The sequence below is a fragment of the Chitinophaga sp. genome (genome assembly GCF_039596135.1).
In the GTDB taxonomy this organism is placed as follows: domain Bacteria; phylum Bacteroidota; class Bacteroidia; order Chitinophagales; family Chitinophagaceae; genus Chitinophaga.
This window is the reverse complement of the sequence record NZ_JBCNKH010000001.1, coordinates 224,975-241,114: the sequence shown is the minus strand read 5'-3', so window position 1 is coordinate 241,114 and position 16,140 is coordinate 224,975. Positions and strand designations below refer to the sequence as shown.

At 45.8% G+C, this 16,140-nt stretch carries 13 protein-coding genes and 1 riboswitch; of the genes, 7 read left to right on the top strand and 6 right to left on the bottom strand.

Translation table 11 applies throughout. The features are described from left to right. Positions 1 to 28 precede the first annotated feature (28 nt). Positions 29 to 136, bottom strand: a riboswitch (TPP riboswitch). Between the two features lie 35 nt (positions 137 to 171). Further along, positions 172 to 687, top strand: coding sequence for a lipocalin family protein (locus tag ABDW16_RS00985; protein WP_343667245.1), 516 nt, complete (start codon positions 172 to 174; stop codon positions 685 to 687). A 26-nt stretch (positions 688 to 713) separates the two neighbouring features. Here ABDW16_RS00985 and ABDW16_RS00980 read toward each other — a convergent pair whose 3' ends face one another. The 3 genes from ABDW16_RS00980 to dnaN all read right to left on the bottom strand — a co-directional run bounded on the left by ABDW16_RS00980 (position 714) and on the right by dnaN (position 3,139). Beyond that, a complete protein-coding gene (locus ABDW16_RS00980) occupies positions 714 to 974 on the bottom strand; it encodes a hypothetical protein (protein ID WP_343667244.1) in 261 nt (86 codons plus the stop codon). 4 nt (positions 975 to 978) lie between these two features. Then, entirely contained in the window at positions 979 to 1,785 is an 807-nt protein-coding gene (locus tag ABDW16_RS00975; RefSeq protein WP_343667243.1) for a sterol desaturase family protein, read from the bottom strand. Positions 1,786 to 2,020: 235 nt separating this feature from the next. After that, positions 2,021 to 3,139, bottom strand: a complete 1,119-nt coding sequence (gene dnaN / locus ABDW16_RS00970) for a DNA polymerase III subunit beta (RefSeq protein WP_343667242.1) — start codon at positions 3,137 to 3,139, stop codon at positions 2,021 to 2,023. A gap of 390 nt (positions 3,140 to 3,529) precedes the next feature. On the opposite strand from dnaN, the gene ABDW16_RS00965 reads away from it, so the two are divergent. After that, positions 3,530 to 4,789 (top strand): pyridoxal phosphate-dependent aminotransferase, encoded by a 1,260-nt coding sequence (locus tag ABDW16_RS00965; RefSeq protein ID WP_343667241.1) that lies wholly within the window; start codon positions 3,530 to 3,532, stop codon positions 4,787 to 4,789. Positions 4,790 to 4,942: 153 nt separating this feature from the next. Here ABDW16_RS00965 and ABDW16_RS00960 read toward each other — a convergent pair whose 3' ends face one another. Further along, positions 4,943 to 5,440 carry a hypothetical protein gene (locus ABDW16_RS00960; protein ID WP_343667240.1) on the bottom strand — a complete coding sequence of 166 codons (498 nt, stop codon included), beginning with the start codon at positions 5,438 to 5,440 and terminating at the stop codon, positions 4,943 to 4,945. Between the two features lie 299 nt (positions 5,441 to 5,739). Here ABDW16_RS00960 and ABDW16_RS00955 point away from each other — a divergent pair, with 299 nt between their 5' ends. Genes ABDW16_RS00955 through ABDW16_RS00935 form a run of 5 tightly spaced genes read left to right on the top strand, consistent with a single transcriptional unit; the run spans position 5,740 to position 12,706 of the window. Next, a complete protein-coding gene (locus ABDW16_RS00955) occupies positions 5,740 to 6,345 on the top strand; it encodes a TetR/AcrR family transcriptional regulator (protein ID WP_343667239.1) in 606 nt (201 codons plus the stop codon). Positions 6,346 to 6,373: 28 nt separating this feature from the next. Further along, on the top strand, positions 6,374 to 6,985 hold the full coding sequence (locus ABDW16_RS00950; protein ID WP_343667238.1) for a TetR/AcrR family transcriptional regulator: 612 nt from the start codon (positions 6,374 to 6,376) through the stop codon (positions 6,983 to 6,985). 56 nt (positions 6,986 to 7,041) lie between these two features. Then, on the top strand, positions 7,042 to 8,385 hold the full coding sequence (locus tag ABDW16_RS00945; protein WP_343667237.1) for a TolC family protein: 1,344 nt from the start codon (positions 7,042 to 7,044) through the stop codon (positions 8,383 to 8,385). A 37-nt stretch (positions 8,386 to 8,422) separates the two neighbouring features. Further along, positions 8,423 to 9,496, top strand: coding sequence for an efflux RND transporter periplasmic adaptor subunit (locus ABDW16_RS00940; protein ID WP_343667236.1), 1,074 nt, complete (start codon positions 8,423 to 8,425; stop codon positions 9,494 to 9,496). A gap of 30 nt (positions 9,497 to 9,526) precedes the next feature. Continuing rightward, complete coding sequence (locus ABDW16_RS00935; RefSeq protein ID WP_343667235.1) at positions 9,527 to 12,706, top strand: efflux RND transporter permease subunit; 3,180 nt, start codon at positions 9,527 to 9,529, stop codon at positions 12,704 to 12,706. 171 nt (positions 12,707 to 12,877) lie between these two features. On the opposite strand, the gene ABDW16_RS00930 is transcribed toward ABDW16_RS00935, so the two are convergent. Continuing rightward, entirely contained in the window at positions 12,878 to 14,461 is a 1,584-nt protein-coding gene (locus tag ABDW16_RS00930) for a transferase (protein WP_343667234.1), read from the bottom strand. Positions 14,462 to 14,724: 263 nt separating this feature from the next. Beyond that, positions 14,725 to 16,140, bottom strand: coding sequence for a nicotinate phosphoribosyltransferase (locus tag ABDW16_RS00925; RefSeq protein WP_343667233.1), 1,416 nt, complete (start codon positions 16,138 to 16,140; stop codon positions 14,725 to 14,727).

Genomic DNA, 16,140 nt, shown 5'->3' with positions numbered 1-16,140 from the left:
ATTCAGATACTTTCCCTACAGCAATATGGGCTGTGAAGGTACTTTTCCCTACGGCAGTATGAGCTGCGTCAGGTCCTGAGGGTCTCATCTCAGCTTTCCGGGTATGATGGCCTGGAAAACACCCCTAAAGTGAGCATAAAGGTAGGGGAAAAAGTCCATATCTTTGAGCATATGAAAAATAGCATTTTGCTGGTGGGTATGATCACCTTCTTTTCATTTGCCTGTCATCAGCCGCGTACATCTGCGAAGGAGGAGGCTGTTGTAGATACGCCGGCATATGCGCCTGCTGTGGATACTACGCCTGCGATTGTAGAAGACTCAACGGTTACGGTCATAGCCGATACAATTGTGATCGACTCGGCAAAACTGATTGGTAAGTGGTTGCAGCCTGTAACCGGGAAGGATAATGAGTGGCAGGGTATGGAATTGAAGAAGAACAGGAAAGCGATCGCGATCAACATGTATTCGCTGGTGTATGAAAAATGGAAGTTACAACATGATACGTTGTTATTGTGGAATCATGCAGAAGGAGTAAAATCATCGGATAGTACAAGAACCATAGATACTGCTATTATCAGGGATCTCACAGATACTTCGCTGGTATTGTTCCCTGTGAAAGCCGCAGAGGGGTATCTTGAAAAATACAGGAAAGAAAAGGGAGGGAAAAAAGTGAAGTCACGTAAGTAAGTTCACGAATCTCCCTCCGGAGTTTATCAGCTATACATTTGCCATAAGGTGACAGCGAGGGCTACAACGGCCATGAATATACCGGCAGTAGCGACCTGCATATCGTCAATACTCTTACGGGCTTTTATATCTGACAGTCCACCCATGATGATGGCTGCAATAGCAAAGACAAGACCTGTTTTGGGGTTTCTTGCCACGAATGCATATACAGCGGAAGATACGCCTGCGAACAGGGAAATGAAGCAGGCAACTTTAGTGGACGTGGAAGAGGTGGTGTGCTGTTGCATATATTTATTGATTTAAAGGTTTGTCAAATGGTGCTTTGAGTAATGCCCCTATCTGTTGATACCTTTCGTCCTGGTATTCATCCAGTCCATACTTCAGTGAAGTGGTATCATTTACCTTCTTAAACGTGCCAAAGAGGCGGTCCCAGATTGAAAATATATTAGCGTAATTAGTGTCCGTTTCCGGTTGGAAATGGCTGTGGTGTACCTTATGCATGTCTGGTGATACAATGATCCAGCTCAGGGCATTATCCAGCCATTTAGGAAGGTGGATGTTAGCATGGTTGAACTGGGACATGAATACAGAGATGGTTTGGTACAGGAATACCATCCAGATGGGAATACCCATGGTGATGACAGCAACAAAGAGCGCGACGACGCGGAAGATGCTTTCTATGGGATGGTGCCGGAGGGCGGTGGTAGCATCTACAGCGGTGTCGATGTGGTGGATTTTATGAAAGTGCCACATCCAGGCTATTTTGTGCTGGATAACGTGAACGAGGTAAGCCCCGATCAGGTCCATCATGAGGATGGCGAGAATGGCGTGCAGCCAGTTAGGTAACGGTATAAGGTAAAGAAGGCCAAAATGGTTGTTGGATGTAAATGTGCATGCTTTGACGATCAGGAAGGCGAGGGTAAAGTTCACGACGGCGGTGGTAAGGGTGAAGAAGAGGTTGGTGCCGGCGTGGCGGTAGCGGTTGGATTTAAAATATATTCTGGGGAAAGCGCCTTCGAAGAGCCAGAGGAGGACCAGGCCACCCACAAGTATTGCGGTGCGGTAGTAAGAAGGAATGTTATTGAAGAACGATTCCATATACGGGAATTTATTTATGGGTCAATGGCTATATTAAATTACGAAATATTTGGGGAATAAAAAGGCTGAAAGTGGCTGTGGGACAATAATTTAGGCAGACTTATGTGGGTGATGGGGTTATGTATTAAAAGAAAATTATTCATCAAGTGAAAAAGTCACTTCCGCCTTCGGCAGAAGTGACTTTTTCGCGATTTGTTTTATTTCTTCCGGCGGTAGCCGGAAGAAATAAAAACAGTTAGTTATTTAGCATCAGCGGCATTACCAGCATCAGCAGATCTTCATTTTCTTCTTTTTCAGAAGGTTTCAGGATACCTGCTTTGGTTGGTGTAGACAGCTCGATTGTAATTTCATCACCTTCTGCAGCGTTCAGCATTTCAATGAGGAACTTCGCATTGAAAGCAATCTGCATATCATCGCCGGTGTAGGAGCAGCTCATGCGCTCATTACCTTCGAAAGAGAAATCCACATCCTGCGCAGAGAGTTGCAGTTCACTACCGGTAATGCTCAGGGCTACCTGGTTAGTGCTCTTGTTTGCAAATACACTTACACGTTTCAGTGCGTTCTGGAAATCACTTTTCACCAGGGTAAGGCGATAAGGATTATCCTTTGGAATAACCACTTTGTAATCGGGGAAACGGGCATCGATCAGGCGACAGATCATCTGTGCACCATCGTGTGTTACAAAGAAGTGATTCTGGCTATAAGCGATCTTGATTTCGCTATCATTGTCTGGCAGGGCTGATTTCAGCAGGTTCAAAGGCTTTTTAGGCACGATGAAGGTCTCTGCTTTAGGGCATTCCACGCCAGTTCTTACATATTTCACCAGGCGGTGAGCATCGGTAGCTACAAAAGTGAGGCTGGTTGGCGTCAGTTCGAAGAACACACCTGTCATAGCAGGGCGCAGGTCATCGTTACTCACGGCAAACAGGGTTTTGTTGATCGCTGTTACCAGTGCGGTAGAGGTCAGTGTAAAGGAGGTAGTATCATCTGCTGCCGGCTCTTTCGGGAAGTTTTCCGGATTTTCGCCCATCACCTTGTACTTACCATTGTCGGATGTGATTTCAACCGCGTAAGAGTTCAGGTCAATGTGGAAAGTCAGTGGCTGATCAGGCAGATTTTTCAGGGAGTCCATCAGGATTTTGGCCGGAATACAGATACGGCCGGTTTCCTTGGCTTCTACCTCCAGCTTCACTTTCATAACAGTCTCCAGGTCTGTAGCAACTACTGTTAGTTCGTTCCTGTCAATGATGAAAAGGAAATCTTCCAATATAGGCAATACCGTATTGGAGTTGATAACCCCGCTGATCTGCTGCAATTGTTTTAATAAAGTAGAGGAAGAAACGATAAACTTCATGTTGATATGTTGTTATTATGCTTACTAAGGAATTGCCGCTGTGAAGGCGGTGAGGTTATACAACCTGAGCAAACAAAGATAGAAAGAATTGTCAATCTACGAACAGCGTTAGAATCAAGCATTCTATAGCTTTTTTCCACATGAAACCTGCATGGGTATGTGGAAAAGACCTATGTCAATGTGTACTCTTCTATAAACCATGCTACATTATAACAAAATGTTATGTTAGATAACATGCGGTAAAATGGTTGTTTTATTGAATTAAATTAAAAATAATGGACCTAATTTGGAATGTTATGAAAAAATCCGGCATTTGTTTTAAATGAGTTGCATATCCGTTAGCTTTGCGGGCGCAAAAAATCTATTAAACACTAAAAAATCTTTTGGGTTATGAAACTGTCTCATTTAGCCGAAACGTTGATCGGGTCTGAAATTATTAAGCTGGCCGGTGAGATAAAGGAGAAGCAGGCCAAGGGTGAGAAAATCTACAATTTTACGATTGGGGATTTTGACCCCAAAGTATTCCCCATTCCGGCTGAGTTTGAGCAAGAGATTATTGCTGCCTACAAGGAAGGATTAACTAACTACCCACCAGCAGATGGTATCCTGGAACTAAGAAAGGCAGTAAGCGAGTTCATTGCCGAACATGAGCAGCTGACCTACGATCCGACCAAAGAGATCGTGATTTCCTGTGGAGGTCGTCCTATCATTTATGCCACTTTTAGAACAATCCTGGACCGGGGTGAAAAGGTAGTTTATGCTACTCCATCCTGGAACAATAATCACTATACTCACTTCCTGGAGGCTGAACACGTAGTACTGGAAACCAAGCCGGAAAATGACTTCATGCCAACAGCAGCTGAACTGAAACCTTTGCTGAAAGGTGCTACCCTGCTGGCGCTCTGCTCTCCGCAGAACCCAACCGGTACCGCTTTTGGCAAGCAGCAGCTGGAAGAAATCTGCGACCTGGTCATTGCTGAAAACAAGAGCCGTGGCGCTGACGAGAAACCACTGTACATACTGTTTGACCAGATGTACTGGGTACTCACTTTCGGTCAGACTCACCACCACACTCCTATTGGGCTGCGTCCTGAACTGAGAGACTACACTATCTTCATAGATGGTATGAGTAAAGCTTTTGCCGCTACCGGTGTAAGAGTGGGCTGGGCACTGGGACCTGCACACGTAATTGGCAAGATGAAAGCCATCCTGTCTCACGTAGGTGCATGGAGCCCTATGGCAGAACAGAATGCTGCTGCCCGCTACCTGCGTCGTAAAGATGAAGTGAACACTTACCTCAAGAGCTTCAAGGCTGAAGTTGAAGAAAGGCTGGAAAAGATCTATGAAGGTTTCGATGCGCTGAAAAAAGCGGGTCATTCTGTAGAAGCAATTGCTCCTCAGGCTGCTATTTACCTGACCCTGAAGATCGATCTGAAAGGCAAGAAAACAGCTGATGGTAAAGTACTGGAAGATCAGGCTGCTGTAACATCTTACCTGCTGAACGAAGCGAAACTGGGCCTGGTTCCTTTCTATGCATTCGGTGCAAGCAAGCAGTCACCCTGGTATCGCCTGAGCGTAGGTACCTGTGTAAAAGAAGAAATTCCAGCTATGCTGGCTACCCTGAAAGCAGCGCTCGAGAAACTGAGCTAAGTTTTTAGAAGATATTTTGTATGGCAAGCATTACAAATTAAAAGGCCGTCCTGCACCCCAGCGGGACGGCCTTTCTTTATAATATTTCTTTATAAAACAAAAGCTTCTGCCTTATGGCAGAAGCTTTTGTTTTTAGGGGGATAAAAGGCAGCCTTAGTGGCGATCGGGACCTGGGCGGTCGTCTCTGTCGTTACGGTTGTTATTCCCTTTCTTACCATGATCCTTCTTCCACTGTGCGTGCTGAGGATGTCCCTTGCTCTCGAAATATTTTTCTTCCTTGCTGTCACGGATCGGTGTCTGGTCGTGTTTACCCTTGAACCCACCATATTCCTGGCGGTATCTGGCAGCATTCTGATAAGGTCTGTTATCGCCATTGATCACTACCTTGTGCGCAGTATACAGATCCACATTGCGGTACCGGGCAGGTAAGGTTTTCGCTCTTACCCAACTGTTGCCATTAGGATATACATATACCTTGTTTGGTACATCATAATAACAATCAATGTCTGGCAGGTAATAATAATCTACGTGGTCATAACCGGTAGGACCCCATGCCGGCTGTGCACCAATATTGATAGAAACATTTACCTGGGCTTTACTGGCTACAGTGAAACCTATCACTGCTACTAAAAGGAACATTAACTTTTTCATATAGATCGATTTGCCTGATGTAAGGCAAAAGGAATGCCTTAAGCGCACAAATCTCATTTATTGAGATGTATAGTCGAAATGTGTCGGCTAAACCAGAAATTCTCCTGATAAACTGTCTTCCTGTAACAATTACATATTATGATACATATAACTAGTTGAATTGTAGTTGAATAACCCCTGGTCTAACTTTTTGACTTTTTAGTTCGAAAAGTTAATCAATTGTTAAAAGACACCATTTCTTCTCTATTTGCGTAAACTTTTCTACTTTTGACTTCGAAACTAAAAAAGTCAAAAAGTTAATGATCGCAGAAACCAAGGATGAAATGCGGGATAAGATCCTGGATGCAGCGTTAAAGAGATTCTCTAATTACACTGCTTCCAAGACTACCATGAATGAGATTGCGGACGATCTGCATTGTTCAAAGGCTTCGTTATATTATTATTTTTCCGACAAAAAGAGCCTGCATTTTGCCGTGCTCGAAAAGATCGGGGAGTATTTCATATCAGAGCAGGAAGCAGAGGCGGAGAAAGACCTGCCTGCCACCAGCATTCTCCTGAACCTCCTCGAAATAAAACGCCAGTTTGTACTCAAATACTGTCGCCTGGAAATGTTCAAGATCCTGAATGATAATAGTGCAGAGACCATTCGTGCCATGACTATCATAAAAGAAAGAGAACTGGCCATGATGACCCGCATCATGGAAAAAGGGGTAGCAGCAGGCGAGTTTAAAATAGACAATATCAGTGGCATAGCAGCCTTGTATAGCCAGGCAATGGAGGGATTGCGCTTTTCTGTAATAGATTGCGTCAGTCCTAAATATGATATGGATCCGGAAGAAGTAGAAAAAATTATAGATAAACAGCGGTTACTCACCGAGATATTTGTTAAAGGCATAAAGCAATGAGCATAACATGGGCGTAAAAGAAAGGATCATGGAGACGGCGCTAAGGATGTTCCGGCTATACGGCATCAAAAGCGTAACGATGTTTGACATTTCAAAAGAAACCGGCGTATCCAAAAAGACGGTATACGAGCATTTCGAAGACAAGGAAGACCTGGTGCTGGAAGGCATGAAATTCGTACTGAACAGTCACATCGAACATTTCCAGAACTTTCGCCAGCAATCTGCCAATGCCATTGAACAGCTGATCAGAGAAGTGGAATACATGGAGATGATGGGCAAAACAATCAACCCCGTCATGCTGTACGAAATACAAAAATACCATCCGGCTATCTGGAAGCGCATCGAAGAATTTAAGAAGGATTGTGTACTGCAGGGAATCACAGAAAATTTACAGCGTGGCATTGAAGAAGGGGTGTACAGAAGCGATCTGAATATGAATATCATAAGCCGTATGCGGCAGCTACAGCTCGAAACCGTATTCGATCCTGAACAGTACCCGGTCATGCAGTTCGATATGCATGAGGTACTGGAACAGCTGACGAAACATTTTATTCTGGGGGTAGCTACCCTGGAAGGAAGAAAACAGGCAGCACAATATTTAAATATAAACGAAGCATCTACAACCGGCATCATTCATTAAAACCGAATCTGCTACCTAAAAAAGTAATTCAAAGGAACATACGGATGAAAAAAATCATGTTAACACTTGTCCTCCTGGCGGGGATCAGGGCTTCCTATGCGCAATCTGCACTGACTTTACAGGAATGCCTGAAATATGCCCTCGCCAACAATCAGGCCCTGGCCCGCACCAGGCTTGAAGAAGATATGGGGAGGTTCAAGACCAGTGAAGTAAGAGGTCAGGCACTGCCGCAAGTCAATGCCACCGGAAGTTATACCAACAACATCAAGAAACAGGTACTGCCTGTCCCCGGTGAACTCATTGGCGAGCCAGGCAAAACCGTACTGCTCACTGCAGGTGTGACCCACAATCTGGCAGCTTCCGGCTCTGTAACACAGGAAGTGTACAACCAGTCAGTATTCACCGGCCTCAAAGCCGCGAAAGCAGGGGAAGAATATTACCGTATGCAAACCGCGCAGAGTGAAGAAACCGTGATCTACAACGTGACCAGCCTTTACTATGCAGCACTGGTAAGCCGTGAAAAAACCACTGTACTGGATGCAAATATTGACAAACTGCAACAACTGGTAAACACTACTGCTACCCAGGTGGAAAACGGCCTTGCCCGCAAGATAGACCTGGACAGAATGCGTGTAAACCTCACCAACTATAAAACTCAGCGCGTGAATGCGCAAAACCAATTCCTGATCCAGGCCAACCAGCTGAAAATGCAAATGGGTATGTCTATGAGTACTGCGCTGGAACTGCCTGCGACCTCTTTCAAGGAAATCGAAAGCAAAACAGCGACTGCTGCCGATTTCGGAACCGTATCCCTGGACAACAGGATTGAATATAAACTGCTGACCAAGCAGGAGGAACTGCAAAACTATCAGAAGAAAGCGTACATCGCGCAGTTCTACCCTACCCTGCAGTTGGGCGGCAACTATTCTTACAATGGTATCAGCAATAAGTTCGACTTTCTAAAATCCAAATCAGGTGGCTCTACTGCCAGCTGGTACGATATGGCTTCTGTAAGCCTCACCCTGAAGGTGCCCATCTTCGATGGTTTTGCACGCCGCTCAAGGGTAAGCCAGGCAAATGTGACACTGAAAGAGCTGAGCAAGCAGAAAGAAGAAACTGCACTGGCCCTGAACACACAGTTTGAAAATGCTAAACTGCAGGCCCAGAACAACCTGAGCACCATCCGTGCACAAAAGGAAAACGTGGAACTGGCGAATGAGGTATACACCTCTACCCAGAACAACTACAACCTGGGTCTGGCCAGCCTTACAGATCTGCTGGATTCAGAAACATCCCTGACAGAAGCTCAGAATAACTACAACGAAGCATTGTTGCAATATAAACTGGCTGAACTGGACATTATCAAATCCAACGGGAATCTTAAATCCCTGTTGAACTAACACAATCACCTTCTTTAAAACCGTATACTGGAACTATATGAAAAAAATTATTATCTGGACCTTAGTGACCATCGCCGCTGTGATATTGATCATGTGGAAACTGGGTGCCAATAAAAAAGCCAACGAAGCCAAAACCAATTTTGTAAAAGAAAGCAACTCCGGCGAGATACCAGTACTGACTGAAAAGGTGAGCAAAGAAGATTTTTCACAGGGTTTCCTCGCAAACGGGAACTTTGATCCGGTACGTGAGCTGGAGTACCTGGCGGAAACTTCCGGCCGTATTACCAAACTGCTGGTAGACGAAGGTAGCGTGGTGAAACAAGGGCAGGTACTTGCCTATGTAGATGGCGAAATTCTGGGTACGGATCTGCAATCAGCCAAAGTGAACCTGGAACAACTACGGGTAGATAAAGAAAGATATGAAGCTGCCTTCAAAACCGGTGGTGTGACAAAGAAACAGGTGGACGATGCCACCCTGCAATACGAACTGGCACAAACCCGCTACACTGCTGCTACCCGCCGTGTAAGCGATACTTATATCAAAGCACCGATCTCCGGTATCATCAATAAGAAATATATAGAACAGGGTGCTTACCTCTCCGTTGGCAACAAACTGTTCGACATCGTGGATGTAAGCCGCCTGAAACTGGCTGTATCTGTACCGGAAATCCAGGTAGTCTCCCTGAAAGAAGGCGATAAAGTAAAGGTAACGACCAATGTTTTCCCTGAAGTAAACTATGAAGGTAAAATCACCTTCATTGCTGCCAAAGGTGATAATACCCTGAACTATCCTGTAGAAATGGAAGTGACCAACATCAGCGGTAAGCAACTGCGTGCCGGTATGTATGGTACCGCTCATTTCGATATCAAAAATGTAGAGCCAATGATCCTGGTTCCACGTACCTCCTTTGTTGGTGGTGTGAACAGCAACCAGGTATACGTACTGGATAACAATACTGCCAAACTGCGCAAAGTAGTAGCAGGCCGCATTTTCGGCGAAAAGGTAGAAATAAGGGAAGGACTGAATGAAGGTGAAACGGTGATCACTGCCGGTCAGATCAACCTGACAGATGGTGCTAAGGTAACCGTGCAACAACAGGCGAAAGGATAATCAGGACATTCCGGGTAAAAAAAGAAAACAATGAAGATTACAGAAATATCCATCAAGCGACCTACTATCGTAGTCGTGGTATTCACCATCCTTACCTTGCTGGGGGTGATGAGTTATCAGTCACTCAACTACGAGTTGTTGCCTAAGTTTAGTCAACCGGTGGTAACGATTGCTACCGTATATCCCGGTGCTTCGCCTAAGGAGGTGGAAAGCACCATCACCAAGAAAATTGAGGATGCGGTGGCCTCTATGGAAAAGATCAAGAAGATCATTTCCAAATCCAATGAAAGTTTATCTACCGTAACTGTACAGTTGAGTAATGATGCGAATGTGGACATTGCGCTGCAGGATGCTCAGCGTAAAGTGAATGCGATCCTGTCTGATTTGCCTTCTGATGCAAAAACGCCGTCACTGTCTAAGTTCTCTCTCGATGACCTGCCAATTATGACCTTGTCTGCTACCGCTGATATGGATAGCAAACAGTTCTACGACCTGGTAGATAAAAAGATCCAGCCATTACTCTCCCGCCTGGGTGGTGTGGCACAGGTATCACTGATCGGTGGTCAGGAGAGAGAAATACAGATCAACGTAGATCCTCATAAGCTGGAAGCTTATAAGATGTCTATCAATACTGTACGTTCTGTAGTGACGAATGCGAACCTCGACTTCCCTACCGGTAAAGTAAAGACGCTGGATCAGCAGATCCTGATCCGCCTGGCAGGTAAATATAAAAATGTAGATCAGCTGCGTAACCTCGTACTGACTACAACTGATGATGGTACACAGATCCGGTTGAAAGATGTGGCCGATGTACAGGATGCACAGAAAGATGTAGACCGCATTGCACGTGTGGATGGTTCCAGTGCGATAGCTTTGATGGTGCAGAAGCAATCTGATGCGAATGCAGTAACGGTGAGTGAAGAGATGAAAAAAGCAATTGCCGGTATCGAAAAGGATTATGCACCTTATCACCTGAAGATCTTTATTGCGAACGACTCTTCTGACTTTACACTGGAATCTGCCGACTCTGTGATTCATGACCTGATGATCGCGATCCTGCTGGTGGCTGCGGTGATGCTGTTGTTCCTGCACAGCATCCGGAGTGCCATCTTCGTGATGATCTCCATTCCTGCTTCCCTGATAGCCACCTTCATCGGTATGAAACTGATGGACTTTTCCCTGAACCTGATGTCACTGCTGGGTTTATCGCTGGTGGTAGGTATCCTGGTGGATGATGCGATTGTGGTACTTGAAAATATTTACCGTCACATGGAGATGGGTAAAAACAGGGTAAGAGCTGCATTTGATGGAGTGAAAGAAATTGGGTTTACCGTTACCTCCATTACCCTGGTAATCGTGGTGGTGTTCCTGCCGATCTCGCTCACGAATGAAATGGTATCACAGATTGTACGCCAGTTCTGCGTGGTGGTGATGATCTCTACGATGTTGAGTTTATTATCATCCTTCATGATCGTACCGTTGCTATCTTCCCGCTTTGGTAAGCTGGAACATATTACTGGTAAGAACTGGTTTGAAAAATTCATCCTGTGGTTTGAAGGTCAGCTGGCAAATTTTACAGCGTGGATGACAGGTATATTGAAATGGGCGCTGACGCATAAGCGCTGGACGATCCTGGCTGCAATTGTGTTGTTGATAGCTTCCTTCATGCTGGTAGGTAAAGGTTATATCGGGGGTGAGTTTATACCCAAAGGTGACCGCGGACAGTTTATCGTGGTGTTGGAAATGCCAAAAGATGCATCTGTAGAACAGAGTAACCAGGCTACCCGCAAGGCAGAAGCCTTACTCTCCAAACAGAAAGAAGTGACCCGTTTGATTACAACAGTAGGTCAGACCAGTGAGGATGGTTTTGGTACTTCTCAGTCTACCGCCTATAAATCAGAGATCACCGTGATGATGGTAGATGCTGATAAGCGTGCGGAGAGTGCAGATATCTATGCGGCAAAAATGAAAGTGGAGTTACGTAAGGTACTACCGGGTGTGAAAGTAAAAACCATGGATGTGAGCATCCTGGGTACTGCAGAAGCGGCGCCGATTGAGCTGGTGGTAATGGGTTCAGAGCTGGATAGTGCCATGGTGTTTGCAAAAGAGGCAATGGCTGTGTTGAAAACCATCGATGGTACCAGCGATGTGAAGCTCTCTGTAGAAGAAGGTAACCCTGAAATCAATGTAGCGGTAGACCGCGATAAGATGTCAGCATTGGGGTTGACGCTGGAAAATGTGGGTGGTACTATGCAGACTGCTTTCAGCGGTACGGCGGATGATAGTAAGATTAAGTTCAGGCAGGGAGATTATGAGTATGATATCAACATCCGCTTTGATGATTTTGACAGAAAGAATCTGAATGATGTATCAAACATTCAGTTTGTAAATAATAAAGGACAGCTGATCAAGTTATCGCAGTTTGCCACTATTTCTGAAGGTTCCGGCCCAAGTCAGCTGGAGAGAAGGGATAAAAATACATCAGTATCTGTAAAATCTCAGGTGATAGGTGTACCATCAGGTACAGTGCAGGCAACGTTTGCAGCGAAGATTGAGCCACTGCGTAAGCCAGTGGGTGTAAGTTACCTGTGGGCTGGTGATGCGGAGAACCAGGGAGATTCATTTGGAACAATGGGTGCAGCATTGCTGATTTCTATTGTGATGGTGTACCTGATCATGGTGGCGCTGTATGACAACTACATTTATCCTTTCGTGGTATTGTTCTCTATTCCGCTGGCGATTATCGGGGCCTTGCTGGCACTGGCGCTGACGAATAATACGCTGAACATTTTTACCATCCTGGGTATGATCATGTTGATTGGTCTGGTGGCAAAGAATGCGATCATCCTGGTCGACTTTACGAACCAGATGAAAGAGCAGGGACAGAGTACGAACGAAGCACTGATTCATGCGAACAATGCCCGTCTGCGTCCGATCCTGATGACGACGATTGCGATGGTGATTGGTATGTTGCCGATCGCGTTGGCAACGGGCGGTGTATCTGCGACTAAGAATGGTTTGGCGTGGGTGATCATTGGTGGTCTGATCAGTTCTATGTTCCTGACGCTGATTGTGGTACCGGTGGTATACAAGATTGTGGATGGGTTTATGGACAGGTTTGGATGGAATAAGCCTTCTGCTAAGCGATTGATCAGGCAGAGATTGGTGGCGCCTTATGCAGCGGAGATTGAAGAGGCTTCATTGAATTAGTTTAAAAGATATTTAAGATACGTTACAAACACAGTGTAACAGTTGTAGGTTTAAGAAGTGGCCGGAGTAGTCGTACTCCGGCCTTTTTGTTTTTTATTGCGAAAAAATCGCTTTCGCCGTAGGCGAAAGCGATTTTTTCGCGGGCGGCGGTTGGGCCTGCGGCCGGCTGAATTATTTTCTTGCTAAGAGGAGCATGTGTGATACGGGAAATGGTATTTCTTGTAGGTGATCTTCTTCCTGCCGGAAAAGTTTTGTCCTGCCTTCCAGCCTGTTTTCTACAATCCATTCATTCCTGTATGGCTTAGACAACCTATCTACCCTGAAGCCAGCACTTTCCAGTTCCTTTTGCCAGTCGGCGAAGCTCCAGAAACAGAAGGTTTCGTGCATTTCACTCAACCAGTTGTCAGTATAATCTTTTGTGAAAAGGAATTCACAGGCATCCTGCATGCGCAGTCGGCAATAGGTTTGCCCGCCGATTGTGACCCATTCGTAGGCCAGTTTATAGCCCTCCTGGTGGCGGAAATCCTGGGCAAAGCGAATGAACCTGGCACGGGTAGAGAGTTTTTCCAGGGCGGCTGCCAGTTCCTGGTTGTCAGTGATGCCCTGTGGGGGAAGTTTGTTTTCACCATCAGTGTGATCCAGCCAGAGCAACACGATCTCTTCTTTGTTCTCAGGTCCTACCACATCCCTGTTGATCCATACACCGCCGGGAGCCAGTTCCTGGTAACGGTTGGCAATGAACTCACGCAGATCCTGCTCACTGCCATAAGAGGCAATTTCGTGGGTGAGCGAAGAGGTGTGAATGGTATTCATGCTGCTGGCGTCGAATACGAGGCTGGTCACTGCATTTTTCTGGGAAAAGAATACAGACGGATTTGCGAAATCGCCATTGTGCTTACGCTGGTAGCATATTTCAAAAAGGTGGCGCGACACTTCTATGCCATAGAAATCGCATTCATGCAGGCGATCGTCTTCGCATCCCATTTTGATCCATGACCCGGCGGCACAACCAATGTCACCGATGTTTCCGGGTTGTATATACGGCGCTGTTTCCTGGTATTTCAGGGCAGCTATTTCGTCCATTTGTTTTACATAGGCATTGTAATCGCGGGTAGCGGTCAGGTCGCCATCGGCCCCGATAATAGGGTCTTTAAGAATGTGCTGCACCTTCTCTCCTATTTTGTACTGCTTCCAGATTTTGAAAGAGGCGGGATGGATGAGATCTAATACCGTTTTATCCTTTTGCCAGTCCGGAGATTGGGCAATGAGGCGAACAATGTCCCAGGGCAGCGGATGTTCCAGGTTGCCGGTGGTGATATCCAGTTCCGCTGGCAGTACTTTGTAGCCAAGGGAAGTGTACATATCCTTCACGGCTGTACTGCAAATGACCACGGTGTTTTCCGGGGTGAGTTGGTGCAATCCTTCGCTGCTATGACGGATGCTTTTGAGTGTATAGCCTGCAAAGTCATTGATCTCGCCCACATCGTCTATTCCATATACAAACACAGGGATGTCCAGGTAGCTGGAAAATTCCTGGATGATCATGGAGCGGAGATAGAATGGAACCGGGTTACGCTTGGTACCCAGGTGATTGGCGGAAGTAACGGCAAAGATAACCGCTGTGATAGCTGAAGCTGGCATGGGTTGACCCTGAACATCCTGTTCGCCTTCCAGTTGGTTTTGCAATAATCTGTGCAGGTATTTGAACTGAAAGTCGGACAATAGGTGATGTCTACCCGGTATAAGTAAAAACATGGAGGGAAATTACAAAACAGTGAGTATTTAGACAAGACACCCTCTCCCTTACACAGGTAAGGGAGAGGGTGTGAATAAGGTCAACAGCCGGCTTTTTTTGCAGCAACGCCTCCATGCTGGAGTAACTATTTGAAAAGCCGGCCGGGGAGCGATGTTGTACCAGCTCTGTATAGAAGCGTTTCTTTTTGCTAAGGACGAGGCCTGCGGCGGGCATTTCAGGATTTGCCGCAGGCCGGATGAAGTGACAAACAATGAATGAAAGGTCAGATCTGTGCTCTGATTTTGATATCGTTAAATGTATATGAAGTTTTTATTTCTCCATCTTCAAACACGGTGATCAACTCATCTTTAAGGCCGGCAGCTTCGCTTTCAGGAATGGTTACAAAGGCGCCATCCTGCTTCACTAATGCCTGTTTACCGGATTTGGATTTCTTGAAAGATATACGGGTGTTACCATTAGCATCCAGTTCAAGTGGATTTTTCTGTACGTTGATACCTTTTCCATTTACAACTGCATAAGCACATTTCAAGGCATATTCCTGTGTATCCCGGTTCACTCTTTGTAACAGTGCACCACCCATTCCCAATGCGAGGTTTTCGGCGCTGATACCTGCATTTTTCAATGCTTCGTAGATGGTGGGGATAGAAGAGTAACTGATACCGTCACCCTGTATTACGCGAACCTGTGGCGGCAATACTTTGTAGCCCTTTTCATTGACAGTATAGCCAAATTTTTCTGTGAGTACTTCGAATACTTTCAACAGGGTTTGTACAGCATCGCCGCTATCAGGGCGAATTACAAGTGTACCATCTCTTTTCAGGATCTGTTCTTTCAGTTCAGTACCCCAGTATTCCCAGCAAGCCCTGATGATGTTGTAAGAATCAGATACGCAGGCAATGGTGCCGGTTGGGAAGGTGTCCAGTACGTGTTTGAAGATCTCTTTTTCTCCCGGTTCGCCTAACAAGGTCATGATAGAGTGCTCAGTAGCAGGAATAGAGAGGCCGGGAGCGGTAGGTGCATTATAATATCTTTTGGCAAATGTAGAACCGATCAGGGTATCGCTACCTGCAAAGTTGATGAGGTGTGCGCTGCCGCCCCATCCTGCACTTTCTACAGAGCTGGCGCCCCGGAAACCGAAGTCGTTCAGCACGAAGTCGATACCGGCGAAAGATGCGCTGCTGGCGGTTTCGTCGTAATATTTCTTTACGACTTTTTTGATTTCACGGCTCATGGTAGCTACGGTACTTGGGTACCAGACCTGCATGAGCAGTGTTTCGAGGAAGTTGGTAAGCCAGAAACAGTTTGGATCGGTGTTCTCGATCGTCATCAGCACATTGTGTGTGGCGGTGACTGTTCCTTCCGGAACCGCTTTGATTCTCACTGGCAGGCGACCGCCGTGTTTTTCGATGATATATTCAAATTTGGTGCGGTCAAATACATCGTTGCGACCAAATACTTCTTTCAATTCGTTTTCTGCTTCGTCAATTTTTTCTTTTGTGATCACTACGCCCTGCAGGTATTCCATGAGCAGGTATTGGAGACCATAGAATACAGTTTCGTTGAACTTGCCGCCCCGGCTTTCAAGGTAGGAGTAGATATATTCAGTACCGGGTATGTACAGTTTGTGGTGGGAGTATTTATAGGCATCGGCTAAGAGGATGAGGTTTTCCTTTGTCAT